The 27,000-nt window shown below is 73.8% G+C and carries 22 protein-coding genes; 6 read left to right on the top strand and 16 right to left on the bottom strand.

From position 1 onward, the window contains the following. Window positions 1–85 precede the first annotated feature (85 nt). The 9 genes from IPK37_14700 to IPK37_14660 all read right to left on the bottom strand — a co-directional run bounded on the left by IPK37_14700 (window position 86) and on the right by IPK37_14660 (window position 7,845). Window positions 86–1,339 (bottom strand): phosphatidylserine/phosphatidylglycerophosphate/cardiolipin synthase family protein, encoded by a 1,254-nt coding sequence (locus tag IPK37_14700; protein ID QQS00152.1) that lies wholly within the window; start codon window positions 1,337–1,339, stop codon window positions 86–88. A gap of 108 nt (window positions 1,340–1,447) precedes the next feature. Then, window positions 1,448–1,975, bottom strand: coding sequence for a hypothetical protein (locus tag IPK37_14695; protein ID QQS00151.1), 528 nt, complete (start codon window positions 1,973–1,975; stop codon window positions 1,448–1,450). Next, window positions 1,972–2,418, bottom strand: a complete 447-nt coding sequence (locus IPK37_14690; protein QQS00150.1) for a pilus assembly protein — start codon at window positions 2,416–2,418, stop codon at window positions 1,972–1,974. Before IPK37_14690 ends, IPK37_14695 begins: the two co-directional genes overlap by 4 nt. Next, window positions 2,415–2,765: a pilus assembly protein gene (locus IPK37_14685; protein QQS02907.1), complete on the bottom strand. Its 351-nt coding sequence runs from the start codon at window positions 2,763–2,765 to the stop codon at window positions 2,415–2,417. Before IPK37_14685 ends, IPK37_14690 begins: the two co-directional genes overlap by 4 nt. 158 nt (window positions 2,766–2,923) lie before the next feature. Further along, entirely contained in the window at window positions 2,924–3,118 is a 195-nt protein-coding gene (locus IPK37_14680; GenBank protein ID QQS02906.1) for a hypothetical protein, read from the bottom strand. A 92-nt stretch (window positions 3,119–3,210) separates the two neighbouring features. Beyond that, a complete protein-coding gene (locus IPK37_14675) occupies window positions 3,211–4,137 on the bottom strand; it encodes a type II secretion system F family protein (GenBank protein QQS00149.1) in 927 nt (308 codons plus the stop codon). Beyond that, window positions 4,134–4,994, bottom strand: a complete 861-nt coding sequence (locus IPK37_14670; GenBank protein ID QQS00148.1) for a type II secretion system F family protein — start codon at window positions 4,992–4,994, stop codon at window positions 4,134–4,136. Before IPK37_14670 ends, IPK37_14675 begins: the two co-directional genes overlap by 4 nt. Continuing rightward, the gene (locus tag IPK37_14665; GenBank protein ID QQS00147.1) at window positions 4,991–6,259 is read right to left on the bottom strand and encodes a CpaF family protein; all 1,269 of its coding nucleotides are present in this window, start codon (window positions 6,257–6,259) and stop codon (window positions 4,991–4,993) included. Before IPK37_14665 ends, IPK37_14670 begins: the two co-directional genes overlap by 4 nt. A 200-nt stretch (window positions 6,260–6,459) precedes the next feature. Beyond that, window positions 6,460–7,845: a nitronate monooxygenase gene (locus IPK37_14660; protein QQS02905.1), complete on the bottom strand. Its 1,386-nt coding sequence runs from the start codon at window positions 7,843–7,845 to the stop codon at window positions 6,460–6,462. Window positions 7,846–8,087: 242 nt separating this feature from the next. On the opposite strand from IPK37_14660, the gene IPK37_14655 reads away from it, so the two are divergent. Then, on the top strand, window positions 8,088–12,662 hold the full coding sequence (locus IPK37_14655) for an FHA domain-containing protein (GenBank protein QQS00146.1): 4,575 nt from the start codon (window positions 8,088–8,090) through the stop codon (window positions 12,660–12,662). On the opposite strand, the gene IPK37_14650 is transcribed toward IPK37_14655, so the two are convergent. Then, on the bottom strand, window positions 12,650–13,066 hold the full coding sequence (locus IPK37_14650; GenBank protein QQS00145.1) for a hypothetical protein: 417 nt from the start codon (window positions 13,064–13,066) through the stop codon (window positions 12,650–12,652). The two genes, IPK37_14655 and IPK37_14650, sit on opposite strands and share 13 nt — an antisense overlap. 433 nt (window positions 13,067–13,499) lie before the next feature. On the opposite strand from IPK37_14650, the gene IPK37_14645 reads away from it, so the two are divergent. After that, entirely contained in the window at window positions 13,500–13,748 is a 249-nt protein-coding gene (locus IPK37_14645) for a WhiB family transcriptional regulator (GenBank protein QQS00144.1), read from the top strand. 89 nt (window positions 13,749–13,837) lie between these two features. Here IPK37_14645 and IPK37_14640 read toward each other — a convergent pair whose 3' ends face one another. Both IPK37_14640 and IPK37_14635 read right to left on the bottom strand, forming a co-directional pair. After that, window positions 13,838–15,343, bottom strand: a complete 1,506-nt coding sequence (locus IPK37_14640; protein ID QQS00143.1) for a histidine kinase N-terminal domain-containing protein — start codon at window positions 15,341–15,343, stop codon at window positions 13,838–13,840. A 43-nt stretch (window positions 15,344–15,386) separates the two neighbouring features. Next, complete coding sequence (locus tag IPK37_14635) at window positions 15,387–20,303, bottom strand: NAD-glutamate dehydrogenase (GenBank protein QQS00142.1); 4,917 nt, start codon at window positions 20,301–20,303, stop codon at window positions 15,387–15,389. 205 nt (window positions 20,304–20,508) lie between these two features. On the opposite strand from IPK37_14635, the gene IPK37_14630 reads away from it, so the two are divergent. The 3 genes from IPK37_14630 to IPK37_14620 are packed head-to-tail and all read left to right on the top strand — an operon-like array spanning window position 20,509 to window position 21,649. Then, the gene (locus IPK37_14630) at window positions 20,509–20,700 is read left to right on the top strand and encodes a hypothetical protein (protein QQS00141.1); all 192 of its coding nucleotides are present in this window, start codon (window positions 20,509–20,511) and stop codon (window positions 20,698–20,700) included. After that, on the top strand, window positions 20,697–21,143 hold the full coding sequence (locus tag IPK37_14625) for a hypothetical protein (protein QQS00140.1): 447 nt from the start codon (window positions 20,697–20,699) through the stop codon (window positions 21,141–21,143). Before IPK37_14630 ends, IPK37_14625 begins: the two co-directional genes overlap by 4 nt. Then, a complete protein-coding gene (locus tag IPK37_14620) occupies window positions 21,140–21,649 on the top strand; it encodes a DUF2505 domain-containing protein (GenBank protein QQS00139.1) in 510 nt (169 codons plus the stop codon). The genes IPK37_14625 and IPK37_14620 overlap by 4 nt, the downstream gene beginning before the upstream one ends. 94 nt (window positions 21,650–21,743) lie before the next feature. On the opposite strand, the gene IPK37_14615 is transcribed toward IPK37_14620, so the two are convergent. The 3 genes from IPK37_14615 to IPK37_14605 form a co-directional block, all read right to left on the bottom strand. After that, a complete protein-coding gene (locus tag IPK37_14615; GenBank protein QQS00138.1) occupies window positions 21,744–23,636 on the bottom strand; it encodes a wax ester/triacylglycerol synthase family O-acyltransferase in 1,893 nt (630 codons plus the stop codon). 64 nt (window positions 23,637–23,700) lie between these two features. Next, window positions 23,701–25,200 carry a hypothetical protein gene (locus IPK37_14610; protein ID QQS00137.1) on the bottom strand — a complete coding sequence of 500 codons (1,500 nt, stop codon included), beginning with the start codon at window positions 25,198–25,200 and terminating at the stop codon, window positions 23,701–23,703. Beyond that, window positions 25,200–25,859 (bottom strand): flagellar biosynthesis protein FlgA, encoded by a 660-nt coding sequence (locus tag IPK37_14605; protein ID QQS00136.1) that lies wholly within the window; start codon window positions 25,857–25,859, stop codon window positions 25,200–25,202. The genes IPK37_14610 and IPK37_14605 overlap by 1 nt, the downstream gene beginning before the upstream one ends. A gap of 309 nt (window positions 25,860–26,168) precedes the next feature. Here IPK37_14605 and IPK37_14600 point away from each other — a divergent pair, with 309 nt between their 5' ends. Then, window positions 26,169–26,381 (top strand): helix-turn-helix domain-containing protein, encoded by a 213-nt coding sequence (locus IPK37_14600; protein ID QQS00135.1) that lies wholly within the window; start codon window positions 26,169–26,171, stop codon window positions 26,379–26,381. A gap of 20 nt (window positions 26,382–26,401) precedes the next feature. On the opposite strand, the gene IPK37_14595 is transcribed toward IPK37_14600, so the two are convergent. After that, the gene (locus IPK37_14595; GenBank protein ID QQS00134.1) at window positions 26,402–26,956 is read right to left on the bottom strand and encodes a hypothetical protein; all 555 of its coding nucleotides are present in this window, start codon (window positions 26,954–26,956) and stop codon (window positions 26,402–26,404) included. Between the last annotated feature and the right edge of the window lie 44 nt (window positions 26,957–27,000).

Here is a 27,000-nt window from a genome sequence, read left to right as displayed (position 1 = left end):
CAGATAGTCCCGGGAATGACCGATCGCTGCGGCGCGCTCCGACTTTCGGACGAAAATGAGGGCAACGGCAAGCCGGCTGCCCGGCTTAGAGCAGCGGTTGCATGCGTCCGAGGATGCGCTCGCCGACCCTGGCGAGAAGCCCGCGCGCCTGCCAGTCGTTGAGGTGCAATTGTCGACAATGCGACAGATCGCGGGCGAACACCTCTTCCATGTGCGCCGCCTGTTCGTCGCTGAACAGCTCCAGGTTGACCTCGTGGTTGCCGAGCAGGCTGAGCCGGTCGATGTTGGCGGTCCCGACCGTGGACCACAGGCCGTCGATGGTCGCGGTCTTGGCGTGCACCATCGAATCCCGGTAGAGCCAGATCGTGACGCCGCCCTTGAGCAGGGCCGCGAAGTACCCGCGGGCGGCCCAGTCCGCGACGATGTGGTTGCTGTATTCCGGGATCAGGATGCGGACGTCGACGCCGCGCTTCGCCGCCGCGAGCAACGACCCGAGAATCTCGCGGTCGGGCAGGAAGTAGGCCTGCGTGATGTAGATGCGCTCGACCGCCCGGTCGATGGCGTCGAGATAGAGCCCGCGCACGGGAAACAGCATGCGATTCGGTGCGTTGCGGGCCGCCCGGATCCGGGGCTCCCATTCCCGGGCGCCCCGATCGGGGATCTCGGGGTGCTTCTTCCCGCGGTATTCGTTCCAGAAGTCGATGAACGTGTTCTCGATCTCCCAGACGGCGGGGCCGGCCACCTTCAGGTGGGTGTCCCGCCAGCTGGTCGCGTAGAGCGACCCGATGTTGTATCCGCCCACGAAGCCCACCTCGTGGTCCACCACGAGGATCTTGCGGTGGTCGCGGCCGAAGTAGCGAGGCTGCAACATCAGCATCCCCAGCCGCAACGCCGGGAACCGCAGCACGTGCAGCGTCGCCGGGAACCGGTAGAACCGCGGGTCGACCACGAGGTTGGCGAATCCGTCGTAGACGACGAAGACCTGTACGCCGCGGGCGGCGGCGTCGATCAGGGCCCGCTTGAACGTCTCCCCCACGTCGTCGGACTTCCAGATGAAGGTCTCGAACAGGATCACCTGGCGGGCGTCGCGGATCGCCGCCAGCATGTCCGCGTAGAGGTCCTCGCCGTAGGTGTACGTCGTGACGGCGGACCCGGCCACCTCGGCCGTGGTCGGCGGCGTTCGGGGGAAGGCGCCCGGCGGCGACGTACGGTGCTTGCGCACCTCGTCGACGGCGATGACGATCGCCGCCGTCCCTACCTGGGTGGCCGTCGAGACCCCGAGCGCCCAGGCCCCGGCTCGCACGACGGAGGCGTGCGACGGTCGACGGAATCTGGGCATATCCCGAGGGTAGCCACGGCGGCTCCATGGCGCCTGATCAGGGCCTGTGCGAACGCGGGGTGTCGGGCGACCGGGCGCGGTCGGACGGGCCAGCGAGCCGGCGAGAGCTCAGGGATTGGGCGGGGCGGGGTTGTCGCCGGGTGGCCCCACCCGGGCCTGCGCGGTGGCTGACACGGTGAGTTCGACCGGGCCGAACACGGCCGCCAGCAGGGCGCTGGCCAGCGGCATCTCGACCGTGCCGGTGAGCACGACGGTGGCGGCGCGGCCGTCCCCCACGCCTGTCCCAGGGGCGAGGTCCCAACTCGACACGTGCACGGGACGCTCCGACTGGGCGAGGTGACGCCCTGCCTGTTCGCGCACCCCCGCGTCGGAGAGGGGGATCGTCGTGCCGACGCCGGTTCGGTACGCGGCATCATCGGCCAGCGCATCGGCGGCGTCGAGGGCGGCGGCGTCGGCGACGTCGTACAGGCGCACCCGCGCGAGCTGAACCGCCGTCACGTTGACGACCCCGACCACCAGGGTGAGGACCAGGACGCACACGCCGAGGATCAGCAGGCCGATCTGACCGTCCTGGGAGCCGTCCTCCGCGCCGTCGTCGGACCCGGCCTTCATCGCCTCCGTGAGCTCGTCCCTCATGGCGCGGTTTCCCGGAACCGGTCCACGGTCACGCCGTAGCCGCCCTCGATGCGGATCGTCGTGGGCACGGCGTCCGCCAGGAACGCGGGCACGAGCGGAAGCGGTACGTCGACCGTGGCGTCGACGTCGACCCTGGCCTCCGGGGTCAGGCACGGGTCGGCGGCGCACCGCACGGCGATGCGGCCGGTATCGAATCCGTGGTCGGCGAACGCGAGCCGCGCGGCGGCGTCGGCGCGAGCCTGCGGGGAGGACCCGCGGGGGGCGGTCACGTACGCGCGGCCGGCCTCCCGGGCGGCGGTGGAGACGGCGTACGACGCGGCCTGCAGGCGTCCCACCGTGAGCACCAGGTAGATCGTCGGAATGAGCAAGACGACGGCGAGGACGATGAACTCGATCAGCGCCGCGCCCTCCTCGCCCGCTACGCGCGGGGGCGATTCGGTCACGGCTGATCCTCGGCGAAGGCGCGACCACGGGTGTTGACCGCATCGGGCGGGCCCCACAGGGCCACGATCGGCAGGGGCGCCGTCACCTGGACCTCCACGACGGCGACCCCGCCGTCGAGCGTGCGGGTGGCTCGCACGTCCTCGGCGTACGCGGGCGACAGGCTGGCGGCGATCAGCTCGCGGCAGCGCTGGGCGCCGGCGTCGGGGGACGCCCCCACCCGGGCACCGGCGCGTGCCCCCTCCGAGGCGGCCCAGGTCAGGGTGTTCCGAACATGCAGAGCCAGGCCCAGCTGGAGCAGACCGGCGGCGAGGACGCTGACGAGGACCGCCACGAGCACGAAGTCCACGACCGCCGAGCCGTCCTGGCGACGCCAGCACCCGCTCGCCGTGGTCGCCGTGGTCCCCGTGGTCGCCGCCGCGGTCCCTGCGGGAGCCGTCGTCTCCGTGGGAGCCGTTGCCGCCGTGGGCGGCGCGGCGTCCAGCGCGGTGCCCGGCGCCCGGGGCTTCACCGCTTGCCGGGACCGGTGACCGACGCAATGGCCTGGGTGAAGAGCTCGGCGAGCTGGGCCCCGGCCAGCGCCCAGATCGTGGTGACGAGCCCGGCCGTCATCAACGTAATCAGCACCCAACCGGGAACGTCACCGCGTTCGCGATCGCGCTGGTCGTCATCCGGGCCGGCGGTCACCCGGGCCCATCGCATCAGGGTCGTGAGCACAACGAGGGGCGCGAGCAACGCGGCGGCCGACGGGCGGACGGGGGTCATGGTGGTGGCCTTTCGGTGGAGGGGCATGGTCACGGAGTCAGGCGCAGGGAGATGAAGCCGGGGTAGACGGCGAAGAGGACGGTGACGGGAAGCACCAGAAAGACCACCGGGATCATCATCTGAATCTCCTTGCGGCCCGCGGCCTCCAGCACGTGACGGCGGCCCTCCTCGCGCGCGTCCTGGGCTTGGGCCCGCAGGACGTCGGCGAGGGGGGTGCCGCGCTCGAGGGCGATCCCCACGCCGTCGACGAAGCGGGCCAGGCCGGGCAGTCCGGTCCGCGCGGCCAAACCCTGCAGGGCCACCGGGAGCGGGGCGCCCGCCCGGGCGTCGGCCAGGGCGCCGTGCAGTTCCCGCGCGAGCTCCCCGGAGGAGATGCGGCAAACCCGCTCCAGGGCCGCCGCCGTACCCTCGCCGGCGCTGATCGACAACGCGAGCAACTCGGCGACGGTGGGGAACTCCGCCATCATCCGGATCTCCCGACGGCGGACGCGCCGAGTCAGCGCCCAGTCCCGGGCGACCACTCCCCCGACGGCCCCGATCAGGACCGCGGTCACGGCCACCACGACGGAGCTCGGGTTGCGCAGCCACGCCGCCGTACCCAGTCCTGCACCCGCGGCGGCACCCGCCGCGCCCCAGGTCACCTGAGCGGCCCGGAAACCCGGGACATCCACGGGAAGACCGGCCCGGAGCTGCCGCCGGGCGACCGATGGCGCGCCGCCGAGCAGCCGCTCGATGAGGTCGGCGAGACGGTCCAGCACCGGCCGAAGCAGCGGTGTCCGCGCGCGGTGCGCCGCCACCGGAAGGAGCCGATTGGGGGGTGTGGTCTCGCGGAGGTAGGGCTCCAGCCGCGCGATCAGGGTGGGCTGGCGCCGCACCGGGGCCCCCGCCCAGAGCAGGACCACGCCCGCGGCGAAAAGGGCGCCGCAAACCGCTCCGAGACTGGCAAGAACGCTCATCGCAGCACGCGTTCGTCGTCGGGAAGCCGGGCGAGCACACTCATCAACCGGTAGGCGACCAGGCTCACCGCCGTGCCGGCGAGGAGGACGACGGCGCCCGCCACGCTCGAATACGCGCGCACCGACTCAGGGCGGGTGGCCAGCATCCCGAGGACGAGCCACGGGGCGGCGACCGCGAGTCGGGCAGCGTTGACCGTCCAGCTCTGCCGCGCCTCCAGTTCCGCGCGGGTCTGGGCGTCCTCCCGAAGAAAGGCGGACAGGGTCCGGAGCAGCCGGCCGAGGTCGCTGCCCCCCACGTCGCGGGCGATGCGCAGCGATTCGACGAGGCGGTCCGCGACGGGGTCGGCGAGACTCGCCTTCAGCCGATCGAGGCAGAAGGAGAACCGCCCCGTGGCGCGATAGTCCTCGCCGAACGCGCAGAACGCGGGACGCAGCTCGTGCGGGCCACGGCTGCCGATCTGCGCGATCGCCTCGGGGAGCGAGAGTCCGGCCCGTACGGCGGAGGCCAGGTTGTCCACCACGTCGGGCCAGACCTCGCGCAGGGCCCGGCGCCGGGACCTGGCCCGGCTGCGGACCACCGCGAGGGGCAGATAACCGACGAGGGCGCCGAAGATCACGGCGATCGGCAGGACCCGCGTGCCCACCCACGCCAGCACCATCGCCGTGCCCGCGGCGGCCACGCACGCGCCGGCGAGCCGGGCCGGGGTGGCCGTCGGGAATCCGGCGAGCACGAGGTCGTCACGCACCTCCAGGCGCCGGGTGTGGTCGCCCGGCGGGCGCACCGGACGGGGCCAGAACGACCACCACACGCAGCACACCCCCAGGCCGAAGAGGAGACCCACCACGGCGCCCGTCATCGGGTGCCGCCGCCGGTCGGCACGGGCAGGTGGTCCTCATCGCCGCTCTGGAGGAGGGCCGCGAGGTCGTAGCCGACGCGCTCGAAACGCTCGGCGTGGGGCGGGTACCCCTCCGCGCGGACCAACCGGCCACCCCGGCGGACGAAGAGGTCGGCCACCTCGACCACATCGTTTTCGACGCGTCCGGGCAGACCGACGATCTCGCGAACCCGTCGCGTGCCGTCCCGTTCCAGGGCCAGCTGCACGACGAGGTCGACGGCGTTGGCGACGGTCGGCACGACGAAGCGAGACCCGACGTTCTCGCCCGCCAGCAAAGGGAGGGTGCACATTTTCAGGACGGCCTCGCGGGCCGAATTCGCGTGAAGCGTACACATCCCCGGGACGCCGCTGTTCAGGGCGATGAGCAGGTCCAGGCTCTCCGCCTGCCGGACCTCCCCCACGATCAGCCGGCTCGGCCGCATCCGCAACGCCTCCACGACCAGCCGCCGCAACGGGACCTCGCCGGTGCCCTCCAGGCTGGGTTGCCGGCATTGCAGGGCGGCCCAGTCGCGCACGGCCAGCTTGAGTTCGAACACTTCCTCGCAGGTCACCACGCGTTCGCGGGGCGGGATCGCGCCGGCGAGGCAGTTCAGGAGCGTCGTCTTGCCCGCCTGCGTGCCGCCGGCGACCAGGATGTTCAGCCCGGCGACCACGGCCGCCTCGAGGAACCGGGCCGCACCCCGGGGCAGCGTGCCGAGCCGCACCAGGTCGGTGAGGCGCTCGGCCTTGACGACGAACTTGCGGATGTTGACGAGCCAGTGCCGCCGGGCCACGTCGGGGATCACCACGTGCAGCCGGCTCCCGTCGGGCAGCGTCGCGTCGACGAAGGGGCTGGAGAGGTCGACCCGCCGCCCGGAGGACTTGAGCATCCGCTCGACGAGATCGCGGACCGCCTCGTCCGACAGCAGGGTCGTGGTCAGCTCCGCCGTGCCGCCCCTCGCCACGAACACCTGGTGCGGTCCGTTGATCCAGATCTCCTCGATCTCGGGATCGTCCAGATATCGCTGCAGGGGCCCCAGGCCCGCCACCGCATCCATGACCGACCGGATGGCTCCCGCCGGGTCGGTCAGCCGCGGCAGGTTGCCCTGCAGCGACCGCAGCTCGTAGTCCTCGACCGTGGCCTCGACGAGTTCCAGGAGCGCCGCCCGCTCGACCATCGGGTCCAGGCCGGCACGACGTACCAGCTCCCGCACTTCCTCCTCGACCAGCTCGACGGCTGGTGGCATCGTCCCCACCCCCCGGTGACCCTCGCGCCTCGGCGCCTGTGGGCGCCCCCAGGAGACAGAGGCTACGGAGGGGCACCGACGACCCACCGGCTATCCACAGGCAGGTTGCCCGGGGCGTACGCGGCCACGGCCCCGCGCGGGGTCGGCCGGGGCGGGGCCAGAACGGGATTCGACCAGCTCCGCGCTAAATGTGATTTAGATCACTGCGCGCTGCCCCGGAGCCACTCGACCGCCTGCAGCGCCGACCAGCCGTCCGGATGGGCGGCCAGCAGCCGCTGGGCCCCCTCCAGGTCCTGCCCGAGGGTGATGCCGGGCCGCTCGACGTACCCGTCCTTGCGTTCCTGCCCGAGCCCGATGTTGGCCAGCAGCGCATTGCACAGGCACTTGCGGCCAACGGTGTCGGCCTCCGCGCCACCCTTGCGGACATAGACGTCAACCGGCTCGCTGGGGCAGCGATAGCCCACGGAGCCGTCGCCGCGCTCGTACGGTTCCCGCAGGTAGGACAGGTCGCACAGGCGCGGGCGCGCGGCGTACGTCTCCTGCTCCGAGACCGTCCCCGCCACCTGCGCGACCTTGAACGGGAAGCCGGTCGGCGACGCCCGCGGATCGTTACGGACCACCAGTGTGCCCGCCCGCAGCTCGGTCATCAGGCGCTCGCGCACGTCCGGCGCCAGCCCCGAATCCGTCGACAGCGCGAAGACCGTCCCGCATTGCACCCCGGCCGCGCCGACGGCCCGCACCTCGGCCACCGCCTCGGGCGTGGAGCGCGCACCGGCCACCCAGAACGGCAGCCCCACGTCCGCGATCTTGCGAAGGTCGGCGAGGTCACGCTCGCCGTAGATCGGGTCACCATCGGCGTCGAGCTGCATCTTCCCCCGCGGCGGCGCGCTGTGCCCACCCGCGGGTGGACCCTCGACGACGAAGCCGTCGGGGCGGATCTCGGCGTCCCGGTGCAGGTAGCTGGCCAGCGAATGCAGCGAGACGATGGCGAGGAAGTTCGGAAGCGCTAACGGCGGCAAGCACTCGCCCAGCGCGGCCACGGGGTCGACGCGCGAGACGTGCCGCCGGGTGCCCCCAGTAACGTCGATCGTCAGCTCACCCGGCCGACCCGCCGCGAAGTCCCGCAGCAGCCGGGGGATCTCGCGCGGGATGCCCGCCCCCATCAGCACGTAATCGACACCCGCCAGCATCGCCCCCACCGCCGCCGCGGGCGTCGCCATCTGGATCTTCTCCAGGAAGTTGATACCGATCCCGCCGCGGTGGCCCTCCTTCGCGAGCCACACCTCGACGAAGTTGCCGGTGAGCGACAGCTCGACCGCGTCCCGGGTCGGCTCGATGGTCAGGGTGGGATGGGGCCGGTACGGCGCCCCGCCGCGCCCCTGCGGCCGCAGGTAGCGGGTCAGCACCCGCTCCGCCATTCCCTGATCCGGGAAGTGCGCAAGCGCCCGTACGCCGTGGCCGCCCGGGTCACCGTCTTGGAGCCGGCGCGCCAGCACCGCGTCCAGGGCCGTGCCCGACACCACCCCCAGCTCGCCCGCCAGCGCGACGGAACGCGCCATCTGCCATGAGGAGACGGCCACGCCCATCCCGCCCTGGATGATCGTCGGCGCGGGCTCGGGAATCACGGGTGCTGCCTCTCGCTAGCGGTGGACCGCGGGGATGTCGGCCCGGCCGGCGGCGGTCACCGACTCGGCGGAGCCACGCTACCGAATCGGGCCGCGATGGTCCCAGCCCCGTCGCCGTCCACACCCCCGGGCCCCGCGGGGTCCGTCCACAGGGCGCGCCGCCGGCGCGCGGCGACCCAAGGTCGGCGCGGCAGGCTCGCCGCGTGGACCTTCCCCTGCACCTTCGCGCCGCCGGTGCGGCCGAGCGGCTGCGCGTCGTGGTGCGGGTGGCCGAGGGTACGCCGTTCGCTCGCGCCCGCGACGTCCTGGGCCGCGCGGCCGGTGCGCCGCCGACAGCCTCCTGGTGGGTCGGCGCTCGCCGCCTCGGGCCGGAGGACCGGCTCGGATTCCCGCCGCTTCTCGACGGCGCCGAACTGGTCTGGGCGGTCCCTGGCCGGGTCCCGGTCCCCGGGGAGCGCACGGCTGCCCGGCGCGCCACGATCGAGGCCCGCGTCGTCGCCGGTCCCGAGGCCGGCCGGATCTTTCCGGTGCCGCCCGGAGCGTGGGTCCTGGGCCGGGGCGGCACTGCCGACCTGGCGCTGGTCGACGCCGGGCTCTCGCGGCGGCACGCCTGCCTCACGATCTTCGCCGAGTGCGCCCGCATCGCCGACCTCGGCTCCGCCGACGGCACCACGGTGGGCGCGGCCCCTGCCGGGCCGCGTGGGGTCGAGCTGCCGCTCGGCACCCCCGTGGCGATGGCCGGCACCGTCATCGTCCTCGCCCAGCGGTCGTCCGCGCCCCCATCCGCACACCCCCCGACGCGCGCGCCCGCGAACCCGGACCCTGGCACGACCCAGGCCGCGGGGCCCGTTCCGCGCGGTGACGGCACCCTGGGGGTCAACCGCGCACCCCGCGTGCCGCCCGAGGCCGGCGCCCTCGTCCTGCAGCTCCCCGCTGCCCCGAATCCCGCGGAGCGGCCACGGTTCTCCGCCCTCGTCCTGCTCCTACCCCTGGCCGTCGCCGTGCTCGCGGCGACGCTCCTGCGTAGCCCCGCGTACCTGGCCTTCGGCCTGCTTGGTCCGGCGATGTCGCTTGCCCAGTACGCCGCGGAGCGCCGCCGGTATCAGGAGCGCTCTCAGGCCGACGCCGACCGACACGCAGCCGGTCTGGAGCAGCTGCAGGAGCGCCTGGAGTGGCTACTGGAGCGCGAACGCCGCGAGCGTCGCCGCACCTGTCCGGACCTCGCGACCCTCGCCGCGGCGTGCGCAGCGCGCTCGGGCGAGCTGTGGGCGCGCCGGCCCGGCGACGACGACTGGCTGGAGCTGTCCCTCGGCCGCGGGACGGTGCCCGGCCGCCTCGCGCTGCGCGCGGGGGACGGCGAACTCGTCCACCCCCGCCTGGAGGGGGTGCCCCTCACCGTGGCGCTGCCCCGCTGTGGAGTCCTCGGGGTGGCACCCCTGCCGGCCGCGCGAAGTCTGGAGCCCCTCGGTCCCCAGGCCCCGAACCAGGCCCCGAACCAGGTCCCGGACCAGGCCTCGGCCGTCGGTGTGGCCAGGGCCCTCGTCGCCCAGGCGGTCGCCTGGCACGGGCCGCGCGACCTGCACGTGTGGCTCCTCGTCGACACGCCGGAAGCGCTCGTGGAGTGGGACTGGATCTGCGCCACCCCGCACGGCCGCGACCCGGACTCCGGGTGGCTCGCCCGGTGTGCGGCACCCGGGGAAAGCATGGCGCGCGTCGTGGCGGAACTGGCCGCGATCCTCGATGACCGGGCGGCCGCGCGGGTTGACTCGTCGGCGCACCCGGAGCCTAGCCACCTGCTGATCTGGGTCGGCGCCACGCAGCTGCGAGAACAGCCGAACGTCGCGCGCCTGCTCCGCGACGGGCCTGCCCATGGCCTCTACTCGATCTGCCTGGCCGACGCCCCCGAGCGCCTCCCGGTCGAGTGTCTCGCGGTCGCCACGGTCTCCGGCGCGGGCAGCGGGGGCCGCGGCGCACAGCTCCGGCTGACGAGCGCGCCGACCAACGCGAGCGGACGCCCGGACGCCCTCCCCGCCGATGTGGCCCGGCGCATCGCCGCCGATCTCGCTCCGCTGCGCGATGTCACCCCGCGCGCCGGCGCGGCCGTCCCGGACCTGGTCCGGCTCGACGACATCCGCGGCGCCGACGCCTTCGACGCGAACCGCTTGGCCGCGGACTGGCGTCGCTGCCCGACCACGACGACGTTCGCGCTCGGCCGCGACGCCGCGGGACCGGCCGAGTTCGACCTGCGGGCGGACGGTCCGCACGCCCTCGTCGGGGGCACGACGGGCGCCGGCAAGTCCGAGTTGCTGCGGGCCCTGGTCGTTGGGCTGGCCCTCGGCAACCGCCCGGACCGGCTCGGCTTCGTGCTCGTGGACTACAAGGGTGGGTCCGCCTTCGACGCGTGCGCTCGGCTGCCGCATACCATCGGCCTCGTCACCGACCTGGACGCGGACGACACCCGGCGAGCGTTGGCCGGCCTGGAGGCGGAACTGCGGAGCCGGGAGGCGCGGCTGCGGGAGGCCGGGGCGGAGGATTTCGGGCAGTACGCCGCAGCGGTCGACGCCGGGGCCACCGGCCCGGACGGCAGCCCACTGCAGCACTTGGCCCGGCTCGTCATCGTCGTCGACGAGTTTCGCGCCCTGATTGAGGAGCTCCCGGATTTTGTGGCCGGCCTCGTCCGTCTGGCCGCGCTCGGGCGCTCGCTCGGCCTGCACCTCATCCTCGCCACCCAGCGACCCGCGGGCATCGTCTCCGCGGACATGCGGGCCAACCTCGGGTTGCGGATCGCGCTGCGGGTGCGGGACGCGGTCGACTCCCTCGACATCGTCGAGACGGCCGAGGCCGCCGCGATCAGCCCACGCGTGCCGGGGCGGGCCGTGGTGCGCAGCGGCGACGGCCAGCATCGCCTGGTGCAGACCACCTATCTGGGCGACGCCGCCGGCGCCGACGCCTCGGAGCGCCCCATCGAGGTGCTGCGCGCCGACGGACCGGACCTCCTCGCGCCGCAGGCGATGCTGCCCGTCCTCGCGGTCGAGACCAGCCTCGGGCCGGACCACGACACGGCGCCGGCGGCGGCCGCCCGAAGGTCCCGCGGCGACAACGACCTGAGGCGGGTCGCCGACGCCCTCGGTGCCGCGGCGGCGCTCGTCGGGGCGTGTCCTCCGCCACCGCCGTGGCTCCCTCCGCTCCCGACCGAGGTGGCCCTGGCAGAGCTGTCCGGGCCGGCCCTGCGGGAAGGCACGGTACGCCGCGACGGGGCGCGCCCCTGCGAGCGACCGGTGGCGCCGGCACTCCTGGTGGACGATCCCGTCCGCCAGCGCCGGTGGGTGCACAGCTGGGAGCCGGCCGACAGCCACCTCGCCGTGATCGGCGGGGCGCGCAGCGGGCGCACCACTGCGCTGCGCACGCTGACGGTCGCCGCCCTCGATGCCGGCTGTCCGACCCGGCACCCGACGTACATCGTGGACGCCAGCGGTGGCTTGGCGGCCCTCGCCGGGTACCCCCACGTCGGCGCCTACCTCCGGCTCGACCACGAGGGGGCACTGCGCCGACTGGTCGCGGCGCTGCACGATCGATCGCGCACCGCAGCCGGAGCCGGAGCTGCACTCGGAGCCGATCTGACCGCTCCCGACGCGGCCCTGCTCGTCGTCGATGGTTGGGAGCAGTTCCGCGCGGTGCTCGACCGGGTCGATCACGGCGCCGGCACCGACGATCTGGTCCAGGCCGTCCGGGGCGGGTGCACGCTGCTGGTCTCGGGCGGCCGGGAGCTCCTGAGCGGCCCCCTCGCCTCGATCGTCGCCGACCGCCTGGTCCTCGACCTGCCGGATCCCACCGACGCCTACCTGGCCGGGGTCGCCGTCCGCGCCGGCCACGTGCCCCCCGGACGGGCCCGGCTCAGCCGGTCGGGCCTGGACGCCCAGGTCGCCCGAGTGGCGGATGCCCGCTTGGCCGACCGGATTCCAGGCGACCGGGCAGCGGGCCCGGCTGGGGACCACCGGGGGGCCGGGCATCGGCCCGGCCCGCCGCACGCTGCGCAGCACCAAGAGGCGGAGCACCGAGCCGTCACGGCGAGGGCCGCGGCGGCCGCCGACCGGCACGTGGGCTGTCCAGGTCCCGTCTGCCGCGTCTACGACCTGCCACCGCTCGTGCCGTCCGAGGCGCTCCCAGCACCGACGACGGATCTCGGAACACCCCTCGGCCTCGCGGGCGACGGCAGCACCGCCGTCCTCCTCCTCGACGGGCGAGGCGTGCTCATCGCGGGACCGCGGGGCAGCGGCCGCACCGCCGCCCTGGCGCAGGTGACGGCCGCGCTGGAGGCTGCCGGTCGTCCGTGGCTGCGGTTCTCGGGACGCCGTCCTGGAGGCAGCCCCGGCAGCCCCGCGGACCTGGCCCGGGCCCTGCGCGATCTGCCCGGCGCCGTGTGCCTCGTCGACGACGTCGACGCCCTGCTGGGCGGCCCGTATGAGGACCTGCTCACCGCCCACGCCGAGAGCCCCGGCGCCGGCTCGGTGGTCGTGGCCGGGACGCTCGGCGCGCTGATCGGGAGCTATCGGGGCCTCATCGGGGTGCTGCGCCGCTCGTCGTACGGCCTGTTGCTCTCGCCGGGCCCCCGCGGCCCGGAGCTGTTCGGACATCCACTGCCGGACGGCGAGCCGGCGCTACCCGGCCGGGGCTACCTCGTCGACGACGGCCGGATTAGCACCGTTCAGGTGGCCTGGTCCGCGGGGGCCGACCCGGACCTGAACGGGTTGGCCCGGCAGCCCCCTCAGCCCCCTTGAGCCCGCGGCGGCCGCCCGGCGCCGCGGCCCGCCAGCGTGGCCGCGATGCCCGCCGCCGCCACCGCGCCCACCAGCACCGCGAGGGCCCACTGTCCCGATTGGGCCAGGCTGACGCAGATCAAGAGGACGAAGACGTTCCAGAGCACGGCCGGCGTGCGGGCCCACCCCGCGCCGCGCCCTAGCCCGCGGGCGACGACGGCCAGGCAGGCGGCGCCGACCAGGAACACCACCACCGACATCAGCGTCTGCACCGCATCGGCGCCCTCCCCGCGCGCGAGCTCCACCAGGTAGAACGCGCTGAAGCCGAGGATCGCCACCACCTGCAGGAGCAGCAGGCCAGCGGCAGCGCGCAGCGGGCGGGCAGCGGGGACCGCCACGGGCGGATTCGGGGAGGTGCGAGCCACAGGGACACCGTACGGCGTCGTGCGGGCCGCCTCGGCCGCGGCAAGGCCAGCAGGATCCGGACCGCGGGCAGGGTTGAGGTGACGTCCAGGAAATTCATAGGTGATTCTGCGCGCACCGTCGCGCAAAAACCTTCCATTGATCGGAAGGGAGCACTTAAACTAACAAGTCGATCAGGGCCTGGCGTTCGCGCCGGAGGTCGATGCCGACCCCGGGTGAACCACGAGAGGCCCTGAACGGTGTGGAACAAGGCGGCCACCATCGTTGTTGGCATCGTCGCGCAGGATTCGTCGACCACCTGAGTGCCTAGCGCTCGACGACGGCCCCATCGCCGCCACGACTCCCCGACCTCAGCCGGGCTGACGCTCGCCTCTACCGAGGCATGTCTTCGCACCACCACAGACCGCACACGCTCAACCCCCACAGGAGCACACAATGGACTGGCGCGACCGCGCTGCATGCCTGGAGGAAGACCCCGAGCTCTTCTTCCCGATCGGCAACACGGGGCCTGCCCTCCTGCAGATCGAGGAGGCCAAAGCCGTCTGCCGTCGGTGCGATGTCCAGGACACCTGCCTGAAGTGGGCGCTGGAGTCCGGGCAGGACGCCGGTGTCTGGGGCGGCTTGTCCGAGGACGAGCGTCGCGCGCTCAAGCGCCGCAACGCGCGTGCCCGTCGGGCCGGCTGACTCTTCCGATATCCCGCCTCGGCGCGGAGTGGCCACCTCGGCCGCTCCGCGCCGAGGCGTTCTCCGGGAAAACCATACGGACGTCCTACTCACTGTTCGAGGAGGCGGGGTCCCCCGGGGAGCCGGCGCAGGCGGGCCTGGAAGCGCACCTCGGTGCCGCGCGGGGATCGCGGCTGCCAGCTGATCTCGCCGCGCAGGTCCTGCACAAGCGCGCTCACGATCTGGGTGCCCAGCCCTGAGCCGCCGGGCTGGAAGTCGTCGGGCAGCCCGGCCCCGTCGTCACCGACGACCACGGTGAGGTAGTCGTCGTCGCCGTGCCGTTCCCGGTGCGCATCGACCGTGACGATCCCGCCCCCGGGGCGCAGGCCGTGTTCCACGGCGTTGTGCACGAGTTCGGTGACGATCATCGCCATGGAGGTGGCGTCCTCGGGGCTGAGCTGGCCGAAGCTCCCGCTGCGCCGCCAGGCGATGTCGTCATCCTGGTTGGCGACCTCCACGACGGCGTTGAGGGCTCGGGCGACGATCGCGTCAAAGTCGACGACCTCGTCGAGCGTGCGGCTGAGGGTCTCGTGGACGAGGGCGATCGTCGCCACCCGCCGCTCCGCCTCGCGCAGCGCCGACTTGGCGTGCTCGTCGGCGACCCGCCGGGACTGGAGCCGCAGGAGCGCGGCCACCGTCTGCAGGTTGTTCTTGACCCGGTGATGGATCTCGCGGATCGTCGCGTCCTTGGTCAGCAGTTCCCGCTCGCGGCGGCGCAGTTCGCTGACGTCCCGGACCAGCACCACGGCGCCGATCCGGGCGCCGCCCTCCGTCAGCGGGATCGCCCGCAGCGACAGCGTCGCGAAACGCGACTCGACCTCGGTCCGCCAGGGGGCGCGGCCCGTGACGACCACGGCCAGCGCCTCGTCGACCTGCGAGTGGTCGGGGATCAACGCGGTGGTCACCTCGGACAAGGACGCCCCGTCGAGGTCTCCGTGGTGACCCAGCCGGTGCAGGGCGGAGATGGCATTGGGGCTGGCGTACATGACCATGCCCTCGACGTCCAGCCGCAGCACCCCGTCCCCGACCCGGGGGGCGCCGCGGCGCAGCCCGGTGGGGGCGCCCAGCGTCGGGAACTCCCCGCCCGAAATCATGCGTGCCAGGGTGTCGGCGATCCCTCGGTAGGTCAGCTCGAGGCGGCTGGGCGAACGCATGGCCGCCAGGTTGCTGTGCCGCGTGATGACCGCGAGCACCCGACCGGCCCGCACGACGGGGATCGCGTCCTCCCGCACGGGGGCGTCGTCGCCCCATTCCGGCCCCTGATCCCGGATCACCCGGGCCCGGCCGGCGCAGAGTTCCAGGAGCGCCCGGCGTCCCGAGCCCGCGACCGAGCCCACGATGTCGTCGAAGAAGACCAGCGGACCGGTGTTCGGGCGCACGTGCATCGCCGCGACCCAGCCGTCCGGCGCAAGGGTGGTACCGCGCACCCAGAGCACCAGATCGGCGAACGACAGGTCCGACAGGATCTGCCAGTCCCCGACCAGCAGGTGCAGCCAGTCCACGTCGGACGCCCCCAAGACCGGGTGGCCGACGAGCACGTCGTTGAGGGTGGGCACTTCCCGAGCGTACCCGCGTCGTCCGCGCCCCCCGCGGCGCGGCTCAGGCGCCGCCGGCCCGCGCCACCCCCCGCAGCGTGCGCAGGGCCACCGACAACGGCGCCAGCCCGGGGCTGTCCATCTCCCGTACGCCGGCGAGGGCGACGTTCGCCCGGTGGAGGGCGGCCGCGTTGGCCGAACGCCACGCAGACAGTCGCTCGTGGACCGACTGGTCGGGATCGGTGGAGGTGAGGACCGAGCGGGCCAGTGACTCGATGGCCGAGTAGAGGTCGTCGCGCATGGCCCCGCGCGCCAGCGCGTCCCACCGCGTGGCCCGGGGCAGCCTCGACACCCGCACGAGCGTGTCCTCGATGCCGAACTGCTCGGAGATCGCGTAGTACATCCGGGCCACGGACGACTCGTCCTCGCCGGTGGAGTCCGCGAGCTCGACGACGTCCAACACCGCGAACAGGTCGAGCAGCCCGGCGCACCAGAGCGCGAGCTCCTCGGGCACGCCGGCGTCGACATACTCCGCCGCGTCCCGGCGCAGCCGCTGCGAGTCCCGCCCGGCCAGGAGGTCGGGCAACTCCGCGCGGATCCGTTGCGCGGCCCCGGAGAAGTGCTCGATTTCCGCGGCGACGTCGACGTCGCCCGAGCGCCGCTGCAGCCACCACCGCACGGCCCGGTCGATCAGCCGGCGGAAGCGCAGGTACATCTGCGTCTGCACGTCCGTGCTCACGATGTTGTCGAGCGCCTCGACCGCGGCGACGTAGCCACGCAGGTCGAAGACCTCGCGCGCCACGATGAAGTCCCGTGCGATCGCCTCGGTGTCCGCGCCGGTCTCCTCGGTCGCCCGGAAGACGAAGGTGATCCCGCCCCGGTTGACCAGCGAGTTGGCGACCGAGTTCACGATGATCTCCCGGCGCAGCGGGTGGTCCCCGAGGTATTCGTCGTAGCCCTCCCGAATCGCCGGCGGGAAGTAGTCGGACAGCGCGCGGTGGAACCACGGCTCGTCGGCGAGGCCGCCCTGGGCGAGGTCGGCCTTGACCGCCAGCTTCGCGTACGCCACCAGCACGCACAGCTCCGGCGACGCCAGGCCCTCACCGGCCTGGCGGCGCCGCTCGATCTCGGCGTCGTCGGGCAGGAACTCCAGGGGCCGGTCGAGGTCCCCGCGCTCCTCCAGCCACTTGATGAAGCGCTCGTGGACGCCGAGCATGTCGGCGTTCTGGCTGCGGGCGTTGCCGAGCAGGACGTTCTGCTCGTAGTTGTCGCGCAGCACCATGGTGGCGACGTCGTCGGTCATCGACGCGAGGAGCGTGTTGCGCTGCTTGAGCGTCATGTCGCCCTCGCGGGTCAGCCCGGTGAGCAGGATCTTCAGGTTCACCTCGTGGTCGGAGGTGTCGACGCCGGCGGAGTTGTCGATGGCGTCGGTGTTGACCCGCACGCCGGCCTGGGCGGCCTCGATGCGGCCGAGCTGGCTGCAGCCCAGGTTGCCGCCCTCGCCGATCACCTTGGCCCGGATCTCGCCGCCGTTGACCCGGATCGCGTCGTTGGCGCGGTCGCCGATGTCGGCGTTGCTCTCGGTGGCCGCCTTGACATAGGTGCCGATGCCGCCGTTCCACAGCAGGTCCACCGGCGCGAGGAGCACCGCCTTGATGAGCTCGGCGGGGGTCAGCGCGGTCACCGACTCGGGCAGGTCGAGCGCGGCCCGCACCTGCGGCGTGATCTCGATGGACTTGGCGGTGCGCGGGTAGACGCCGCCGCCCTCGCTCAGCAGGCTCACGTCGAAATCGGCCCAGGAGGAGCGCGGCAGCTCGAAGAGCCGCCGGCGCTCGGCGTACGTCGTCGCGGCGTCCGGCTCCGGGTCGAGGAAGACGTGCCGGTGGTCGAACGCGGCGACCAGCCGCGTGCATTCGCTCAGCAGCATGCCGTTGCCGAAGACGTCGCCGCTCATGTCGCCGATGCCGACCGCGGTGAACTCCTCCTGCTGGATGTCGCGGCCCAGCTCCCGGAAGTGCCGCTTCACCGACTCCCACGCGCCGCGGGCGGTGATGCCCATCCCCTTGTGGTCGTAGCCGGCGGATCCGCCGGAGGCGAAGGCGTCGTCGAGCCAGAAGCCGTAGCTCTGGGCCACCCCGTTGGCGATGTCGCTGAAGCTCGCGGTGCCCTTGTCTGCGGCCACGACGAGGTAGGGGTCGTCGGGGTCGTGCCGGACCACCCGGGCCGGCGCGACGATGTCCGCGCCGACCCGGTTGTCGGTCACGTCGAGCAGGGCGGAGATGAACAACTTGTACGCCGCGATCCCCTCGGCCAGCCAGGCGTCCCGGTCGGTCGCCGGGTCGGGCAGCTGCTTGGCGAAGAACCCGCCCTTGCTGCCCGTGGGCACGATGACGGCGTTCTTGACCATCTGGGCCTTGACCAGGCCGAGGATCTCCGTGCGGAAGTCCTCCCGGCGGTCGCTCCAGCGCAGCCCGCCGCGCGCGACCTTGCCGAACCGCAGGTGCACGCCCTCCACGCGGGGGCCGTAGACCCAGATCTCGAACATCGGGCGCGGGGCCGGCAGGTTCGGGACCTTCTGCGGGTCGAGCTTGAAGCACAGGGTCGGCTTGGCCGCGACGCCGCCCGGCTCCTGCGGGGCCGCCCCCGAACCGCCGCCCTGCTCCGGCGCGGGCAACTGGTAGAAGTTGGTCCGCAGCGTGGCCAGGATGACGCCGAGGAACGCCCGGATGATGCGGTCGTGGTCGAGGCTCGCGACGTTGTCCAGGCCCTCCCGGATCCGGCGGACGATCGCCTCCTCCGCCGCGGTCCGCGCCGGGGAGGCCACGCCGTCGAACCGGTCGGGGTCGAAGCGGGTCTCGAAGAGTTCGACGAGCATCGTGGCCAGGTTGGCGTTGGTGACCAGCGTGTCCTCGGTGTACGCCTGCGTGAACGGCGTTCCCGTCTGGCGCTGGTAGCGGGCCACCGCGCGCAGGATGACGACCTGGCGCCAGTTCAGCCCGGCGGATAGGACGAGCCGGTTGAAGCCGTCGCTCTCGGCCGCGCCGGACCAGACCGCGCCGACGCAGTCCTGGAAGCGCTGCCGCGCCCCGTCGGTGCCCTGGGTCCAGACGTCCTCGGAGTCGGCCCGAAGCCCGAAGTCGTAGATGAAGACGCTCTCGTCGGCGCCCTCCAGCTCGTAGGGCCGCTCGTCGGTGACCTCGACGCCGAGGTTGGTGAAGATCGGCAGCACCGAGGTGAGCGACAGGCCGCCCTTCCGGTACAGCTTGAGGCGGCGCTCCCCCTGCGGGGACCCGGGCAGGTGGTAGAGGCTCATCCGCAGCTCGCCGGACTCGTCCAACTGCTCGATGTGGCGCAGATCCGCGACCCCCACGCGGGCGTGGAAGTCCTCCTTGTAGGCCTCCGGGAATGCGGTGCCCCAGCACGACAGCAGCCGGGCGGCGGCCTCCTCGCCGTACTCGGCGCGGGTGGCCTCCGCGAGGTCCTCGGTCCAGGTCCGGGTGGCGTCGAGCACCTGCCGCTGGAGATCCTCGACGTTGACGTCCGGCACCTGCTCGCCCTGGCGGACCCGGACGACGAAGTGCAGCCGGGCGAGCGCGGACTCCGAGACCCGGGTCGTGTATTCCACGGTCTCGCCGTTGAACGCGTGCTTGAGCAGCGCCTCCAGGCGCAGCCGCACCGCGGTCGTGTAGCGGTCCCGGGGGATGTAGACCAGGCAGCTCATGAACCGGCCGTACTCGTCCTTGCGCAGGAACAGCCGGGCCTGCCGGCGTTCGCGCAGGTGGACGACCGAGGTGGCGATCGCCTCGAGATCCGCCACGTCCGCCTGGAACAGCTCGTCGCGCGGATAGGTCTCCAGCACGCCCAGCAGGTCCTTGGCCAGGTGGCTGTCCGGCGCGTAGCCGCTGCTCTCCAGGACGCGCCGCGTCTTCTGGGCGATGAACGGGACCGTCAGCACCGAGTTCGTGTAGGCGCCGGCGGTGAACAGCCCGATGAAGCGACGCTCGCCGCGGACCTCCCCGGCCGCGTCGAAGGTCTTGACCCCGACGTAGTCGAGGTACACCGGCCGGTGCACCGTCGAGACCGTGTTGGCCTTGGTGACGACCAGGACCCGCTTCTCCCGCGCCCGCTGCGCGGCCACGCCGGTCAGCCGGTTGAACGAGGAGGCCGCCGGGGACTCGGTGTCGTAGCGCATCAGGCCGAGGCCGGTGCCCGGCATGGGGACCAGCACATCGTCGCCGGACTGGTTCTCCAGCTGGTACTCGCGGTAGCCGAGGAACGTGAAGTTCCCCGCCGACAGCCATCCCAGCAGGTTCTCCGCCTCGGCGACCTCCTCGGCGGGGACGCTGGCCGGCGGCTGCTGCGCGAGCTCGTCCGAGATCCGACGGGCCTGTTCGGTCATCCGCGGCCAGTCCACGACCGCGACGCGGACATCGCCGAGCACCCGGCGCAGCCCGGCCGCCAGCTCCTCGCGGACCGCCGGGTCGCTCTCCCGGTCGATCTGCAGGTGCATCCAGGACTCGACGCAGACGCCGAACTCCTTGGGGGCCTGCTGCAGGTCGACGTCGAGCACCTCGGCGAGCGCGCCCGCCGCGTCCCGCCGTACGACGAGCTGGGGGTGCACGAGGAGGTGCACCGACCGTTGTTCGCGGGCGAGGTACGCCGAGACGGAGTCGACCAGGAACGGCATGTCGTCGGTGACGATCTCGACGACCGTGTGCCCCGTGGTCCACCCCTCCTGCTCGACCGTGGGCGTGAAGACGCGCACGTTCACCGAGCCAACCGGCCGCTGCGCGGCGAGAGAACGGTGCGACAGGGCCGCGCCCAGCAGGTCCTCCGGACGGCGGGCGAGCAGGTCCTCGGTGACGACGTGCCGGTAGTACCGGTGCAGCAGCCGCTCCATCGGCTCCCCCGGCGAGCGACCGGCCAATTGTGCCGCGGAGCGCAGCAGCTGGTCGCGGGACTCTTCGAGGGTCAAGGTCATGACGGGCTCACCTTCAGCGGTCCTTCGGGCACGACGGCGTGCATGGACGCCTTCAGGCTAGTGAGGCAGGTGGTACGTCGTGCGCGGGTTGCCAAGCACCGGTGACCTTTTCGCTAGGCGGGGCTAGTCAGGGCTAGGCCCGCCTAGTCCACAGGGGCCAGATCGTGGCCGCCGCGCGGTCGCCGGCCTGATTAGGCTGGCCGGCGTGACGGGCGCACCGGGTGGAGCTGGCGAGAGCGCGGAGGTCGCGGCGGGCAGCGCCGACGCCGCGGAACGCTGGGCGCGGGTCGTCCAGCACCTGACCCTGGACGTGGGGTCCCGCCAGGAGCAACGCGCGGTCCGCGATGCGCTCCAGCGGCTGGCCGTTGGCCTGAGCCCCGAGCGAGGGCAGCGATGACCGGCGCGCCGACCCGGGTCGACGATCCGTACCCGGCGTACGACGTACGGCTCGACGGCGACCCCGGGTCGTGCCACGCGGCCGCCGCGGCGCTGCGGGCGGCGACCCGGGACCTTGGCGGCCCCGGCGGGCTCGACCACACCAACGACCCGGGCGGCCCCGACGGCCTCGGCGGCCTCGGCGGCCTCGGCGGCCTCGGCGAGACGGGAAAGGAGGTCGTCGCGGATGCGCTACGGCTGGCCGACGCCCTCGACCGGTTCGCCATCGAGCTGCGACGGGCGCAGACCGACCACGCCCGCGCCTGTGCCGCCGACCGCGACGACGACGACCGGGCCGCCGACGAACGCAACGCCGCCTTGGCCCTGGCCGCTCGGGCCCGGCGACGGTTGCGGATCGCCAGCGCCGACATTTCGGCCGCGGGCCGCTACGGTTGTCCGCCATGAGGCTGACCCTGACCCTGTCGTACGATGCGGCGCCGTCCCGGGTGGGACGCATGCTCCTCGACGAGGAGTTTCAGCGCCGCGTCTGCGCCGCGACGGGTGATGCGCAGGCCCGGGTGACCGTCACCGAGAGCGGGCCGCCACCCTCGCCTGCGCGGGTCAAGACCGCCCGCAAGCTCCCCACCGACCGCCTTCCCGAGGCGATGCGCGCCATCGTGGGGCATAACCTCACCGTGGTCTATGCCGTGGACTGGCCGGCCGATCGGGGCGACGCGGGCTGGCGCGGCGACGTGGTGGTCACCGTCGAGGGCAAGCCGGTGCGCCTGGACGCCACGGCGGAGGTGGCGCCGACGGGAGCGGGCACGACGATCACGTACGACGGCGAACTCGCCGCTCATCTGCCGTTCATCGGCGGCAAGGTCGAGCGCGGCGTGGAGCCCCTGGTCCGCTCGGCCCTCGAGGCCGAGCAGCGGATCGGGGCCCAATGGCTCGCCGAGCACCCGGCCTGACGGCCGCGCGCCACCTCCCGGGCACGAGGCGGGCGCCGGCACCCGCGCGGGTGCCCGACGCCCGGCGGGCCGACGCCCCCGCCGGGCGTCTCCCTCAGATCTCCCCCGCCGCCAGCCGGCTCAGCTCGCTGACGTGGTACCAGAGCAGCTCGTCGTCCTCGTTCGAGCCCGGCTCGGCGGCGTGCAGGGCGACGACCTGATCGACCGTGACCGGTGTGGACAGGCGCACCTCGTAGCCGTCGTACGCGCCGCCGGCCGCGACCTCCTCGACCGTGGCCGGGTCGACGTCGGCCGCCGCGACCACCACGCGGCCGCCCGGTGCGTCGGCGGCGACCATCTCGGCGGCGATGAGCAGCGCGTCGTACTCCCGCTCCTCCTCGTCGTCGCTCGGGAACGCCGCGCGCACCGTGGCGGTGACGGCCGAGGCCCGCACCGACCCCGGCTCCACCCGGCCGGTCGCCGCGAGCGTGGCCAGGCCCTGCTCCCCCAGCCCCAGATACACGCGAGTCGAACCCACGCCGTCCCCTTCCTCCGGCTCCTCGGGAGCGGTCCAGGTGGCATCGCCGGCCTCGGCCGCCAGCACGTCGGAGAGCTCGATCAACGCCTCCCTCACGTAGTCCGAGAACGCGTCGAGGTCGTGCATCGCCCCGCGGTCGCCGTTCAGGCCGAGGCCGACCGTGCCGTCGTACGACGTGAGCCCGACCGCCAACGCCTGACCGAGGGCCAACGGGATCACCGGGTAGCTCACGACCATGCGGCTGCCCGCGACCCAGAGCGGGTGCTGCGGCCCCGGCACGTTCGTGATGACCAGGTTGAAGAACCGGCGCGAGGCCGCGTTGCCCAGTTGCGCCCCCAGGTGGTGCAGGGTCGTGGGCGCGAACCCGGCGATGTCCGAGAGCGCCCGGGCGCCGATGGCTCGGCCGCCGCGCACCTGCTGGCGCATCTGGAAGGTGACCTGCTCGAGGCGCATCACCGGGTTGGGCTCGCCGACCGGCAGGTCGATGAAGCAGGCCCGCACGGAGTTGCCGAAGCCCACGTCGCCGTCCCGCTCGGACACGCTGACCGGCACCAGCGCGCGGACCCGGGCGGTCCCGCTCACCGGTTCGCCGCGGCTCTGCAGCCAGCTGCGCAGGGCACCGGTGAGCACCGTGAGGATCACGTCGGTGACCGTGCAGTCCCGGGCCTCCCGGAGGCGTTGATAGTCGTCCCGCGCGGTCCGGAAGGTCTCCAGGGGGATCCCGAGGAACCGGACCCGCCGGGCGACGCCGACCCGGACGTTGAGCGGGCTCGTCGGCGCGGGGTCGGTGGCCGTGCGGGCCACGGCGGTGGCGACGTTGCGGGTCTGGCACAAGACGCGCCCGGCCAGCGCGGCCATGTCGGCCAGGCTGCCGACGACGAGGCCGCCCCACCGGTTGGGCCGGGCGACGACCTCGAACGCGGTGGAGGCCATCAGCTCCAGGTTGGTCGGCTCCCGCCGGGGCTCCAGCCGGGGCGGCGGCTCGGGCCGCACGTCCGGGTCGTCGTCGAGCAGCAGCTGGGCGATGTCGACCGCCGCGATGCCGTCGACCACCGCCTGATGCGTCTTGGTGACGATGGCGACCCGGCCCCCCTCGAGGCCCTCCACGATGTACAGCTCCCACAGCGGGTGGGCCCGGTCCAGCGGTCGAGACAGGATCCGCGCGACGAACTCCTCGAGCTGATCCTGGTTGCCCGGTCGCGGCAGCGCGGAGTGCCGCACGTGGTAGGTCAGGTCGAAGTCCGCCGCGTCCACCCAGAACGGGCTCGCGATGCGGCCGGGAAGCTCGCGGACCTTCTGCCGATAGCGCGAGGCGATCGCGACCCGGCTGGCGACAAGTTCGGTGAACCGGTCCCCGTCGAACCCGTCGGGTCCGGGCTCGAGCACGAGCACCGAGCCGACGTGCATGACGGTGGTCGGCTCCTCCAGATATAGGAACGAGGCGCCGAGCGGGGTGAGGTGATCCTCCACGCACCCCATGCTCACACAAGGGCGCACCCCGGGGTTTGGATACGAGGACACCGCTGTCGGAAGTTCACGCCCGTCGGCGTCGCCGCCCCCGCCGCCCGGTCGCCCCGCGGCCGTCGGCCCGGCCCGCCGGGCGGCCCGTGAGGTGTGCGGCGAGTCCGGCGAGGGCCACTCGGGCGGGCGACTGCGGCGCGCATTCGGCCAGCGTGCGACCCTGCAGCGCGGCGCGATCGAAGGCCTCTCGGTCGTCGGGGACGAACCACACGTCCGCCAGCCCGGCGAACCGCTGCAGCGCCGCGGCGACCCCGTCCTCGGGTCGCCTCCCCACCGCGCTCTCGCGTAGCCGGTTGACCACGACCGTACGGCGGGCGGGGGTGCGAATCGTGTCGATCTCGGCCAGCCCGCGGACCAATCGCAGCAGGCCGATGGGTTCCGCGCCGCCCACGACCACCAGGTGATCGGCGCAGGCCAGGGTGGCCAGGGTGGCGCCGTTGCGCCGCGGCGCCGAGGTGTCGTAACTCAGTTCTTCGTCGTCCTCCACGCTGAAGCCGCAGTCGACCACGACGAGTTCGGCCACCTGCCGCGCCAGGGTCAGGACCCGATCCAGGGGGTCGGGGCGCAGCTCCGGCCAACGGTCGGCCCGGGAGATCCCGGCGAGCAGCGCCAGCCCCGGGGCGACCTGCAGGCAGCGCTCCACGAGGTCCGGCACGTCGAGATCGCCCTGGTCCGCGCGGCGTACCGCGCCGGCGAGGCCGGGCGATTCGTCGAGGATGGCGAGCGAAGCGGCCTGCACCCCGCCGTACGGATCGGCGTCCACCAGGAGGGTGCGGACGCCGGCGCGGGCGGCCTCGCTCGCGATGCCGAGGGCGATGCTGCTGCGCCCCGGCGCACCCGCCGGCCCCCAGACGGCCACGATCTGCCCGGGGCGCGGCGCGGCGGGCCGGCGCGACGGGGTGGCGTCGGCCTCGCGGGGCCGCCAGCCCGACTCGATGTCCGGCGCCGCGTGGCCCTCGAGGGGGCCGCCGGCCCCGGCGTACGCGGGCCACGCGCCGGGCGGACCGTCCGCGCGACGCCCGTCGGCGTGCCCACCGCCCCTGTCGAGCCCGTCGAGCCCTGCCCGTCCAGTGGGATCGGAGTCGTCGCTGGCCGCCTCGGCAGGGTCGGCGCCGTCGCCGGCCAGACCGGCCAACCAGGCGCGCACCTCGGGGTCGGCCCGACCCGTCAGCACCGTCTGCAGCCGGTCCGGCCCGGCGTCCGCCGGGACGACGACCGCGATGCCCCGACCGCGCAGGCTGCGTTCCTGGGCCTCGTCGGCGGCGTCCCCGGGCCGCACGACGCCCACGACGCGCACCCCGTAGCGTTCGAGTTCGACCACGGCCGTGCGGTCCAACCCCGCCAGCCCGGCGCTCACCAGCGCGCTCTCCCCCAGCCCGGCGGCGGCGGTGGACAGCAGTTCGGGCAGGTCTGCACAGCGCCGCGCGAGGTCCAGGCCCGGCGCGGCCGCGATCGCGTCCACCACCGTGGTCTCCCACGACTCGGGGACGGCAAGCAGGACGGTGGCCCGCATCAGCGGTCCCGCTGCGCCGACCCGGGGGCGGGCACGAGGGTGATCTTGGCGCCCTGATCCATCGCCGCGAGCAGCCGCTCGACCTCCGCGTCAGGCACCTGAACCTGGACGCCGGTCGTGCCGACGCCGGTGAGCCGGCCCTCGTCCGCGCTCGGGACCCGCCCCACGGGGGCGCCGCGAATCAGCCGGCGGGGGGTGCCGTAGGTCGGCGTACCCGTCCCGGGCTGCCGGTCGTTGACCCACACGTCGACGACCGACCCGGCCACGAGCACCCGGGCGGAGTCGGGGCTGACCGGCACCATCACCGGGGAACGGCGGGCGTCCTCGGCGCGCGCGAGCGCCGCCGCGGGCAGCAGTTCGCCGGCGCGGACCTCACGGACGACCACGGCACCCTCGGGCAGCGGGGCGGTGGCCGACAGGTAGGTGGCCGCAGCCGACCCCAGCGCCACGTCGACCCTGGTAAGGCGCTCGGCGGTGAGGCGCTCGCCGGGGACCAGGGCGCTGGCGGCGGCGTACACCGGCGCGGTGCGGTCGGCGTTCGCCACGATCCGTACGCCGAGGGCGACGGAGGCCAAGACGAGCAGCAGCCCCACGAGGAGGCGGCCGTCCCGCCACGAGGGGCGGCGCAGCCGACGCGCCTGCTCTGGTTGTGTGCTCACGTGTGTTTCCCCCTGAGTACCCCTGGACCGTCCGTCCCGTGGACCGTCCGTCCCGGGCGGCCCGACCAGGCCGGCCGCCCCGGCGGACCTGGACGTTCGCCCATTATCACCGCGCACCCGCGACGCCGCCCACCCTTTGCCGCACAGCGGTGGACAACCCAGCCCGCGCCCCGCTGGAGCGGCCCGCGCCCTCCGACTCGGCCGGCGGCCTGTGGACGACGCCGGAGGGCCCCAGTCGATGTGGTAGACAACGAGCACCACCGGACCTGACCGCGACCACCCACAGCACCCGGCCGACCTGGAGTGAGCATGCCGCACCGATTCCTGCCCCTGGCGGAGGTCTGCGAGATCCTGGCGATCTCCTCCGCCCAGGGCTACGCGCTGGTCCGCTCCGGCGAGCTGCCCGCGATCCAGATCGGCGGTCGGGGCCAGTGGCGGGTCGAGGCCAGCGTGCTGGAGGAGTTCATCCAGGCGAAGTACGCCGAGCAACGCGCCGCGGTCGAGCACGACGCGAAGGGCTGAGACCCGGCGTCGGGGATCGGTCAGGTGGAGCTGACGGCGACGAGGGCGTCGAAGGCGATGACGCGTCGGCCCGATCCGGCCTCCCGGCGGGGCGGGACATCGAGGGGATGTTCGAGCAGCTCCAGGTGGTCGGCGCCCACCACCTCGATCGTTCCCGGCACCTGACGGCCCAGGACGTCGTCGACGAGCACCGGGGCCCGGTTGCGGGCGACGCCGCGCAACGCGTAGCCCAGGCCGTACCGCCGGGCGGCCGTCACGTCCGACCCCGCGGCCACCCGCCGGCCCAGCCCCGTGACCGCGACCAGCGCACCCAGCCGGACGATCCGGCGGGCGCCCCCGTCGCCGAGCACGAGGAAGTCCGCCCCGAGGTCCAGCACCGACCCGGTCAGCCGGCCGCCACCGAGGACGAGCAGCTCGAGCACGTCGGGCCTGCCGAGATGCGCGCCGATGCGGTCCGCGAGGCGCACCGTCGCCCGCTCGCGGCGGGTGCGATCGGCGACCTCGCCACGGGCCTCCTCGCGCGCCTCCGCCTCCCACTGTGCCGCCAGCTCGTCGAAGAGCCCCTCCCAGCGCATCGCTCTCCCTCCGCTCACCGTGCCCCCAAGGGTGTCAAGCACGC

The sequence above is a fragment of the Austwickia sp. genome (assembly GCA_016699675.1).
In the GTDB taxonomy this organism is placed as follows: Bacteria; Actinomycetota; Actinomycetes; order Actinomycetales; family Dermatophilaceae; genus Austwickia.
The sequence above is the reverse complement of the archived record's forward strand: the minus strand, read 5'-3'. Positions and strand labels throughout refer to the sequence as shown.